Below are 480 nucleotides of genomic sequence, written 5' to 3' on the forward strand. Positions count from 1 at the left end.
GCCGCCATTGAAGGAGAGCCCGCCCGCCGCATCGCCGAGATTGCTGTCCGACGAGACCCTGAGCGTGCCGCCATTGAGTGCCGTGCCGCCGCTGTAGCTGTTGGCGCCGGTCAGCACCAGCGTTCCGGCATCCGTCTTCACCAGTTGGGCATTGCCGGTGAGCGCGGAGGCGATCGTTGCCGTATAGCCTGCGCCCGCGCTGGTGCCGTCGCCGACCCGGATGGTCGAGGCCGGCCCGACAAGGCCGATGTCGCCGCCCTCAATGACATAGCCGTCGGTCGAGAACTGCATGCCGGCAGCGCTCACCTGGCCCAGCCCATTGTCCACCGTCACCGTGCCGGCCTGGCCGGCAAAGATGGCGAAGGCGCCGTCCGAATAGGCCGCGTTGATCGAGCCGGTGTCTTCGGTCCAGTTGTTGTTGCCCGAAGAATTCTGCCAGGTGCCGTTGCCGCCATTGACCGTGCCGTCGAACTTCGGACC

Annotated in this window: 1 protein-coding gene; it reads right to left on the minus strand. The window is 67.1% G+C overall.

Annotated elements, in window-relative coordinates:
* Positions 1-480: autotransporter-associated beta strand repeat-containing protein (locus P9273_RS32050; protein WP_278052571.1), on the minus strand; the 480-nt coding region annotated here is incomplete at both ends.

The sequence above is a fragment of the Mesorhizobium sp. WSM4935 genome, from assembly GCF_029625735.1.
Lineage (GTDB): Bacteria > Pseudomonadota > Alphaproteobacteria > Rhizobiales > Rhizobiaceae > Mesorhizobium.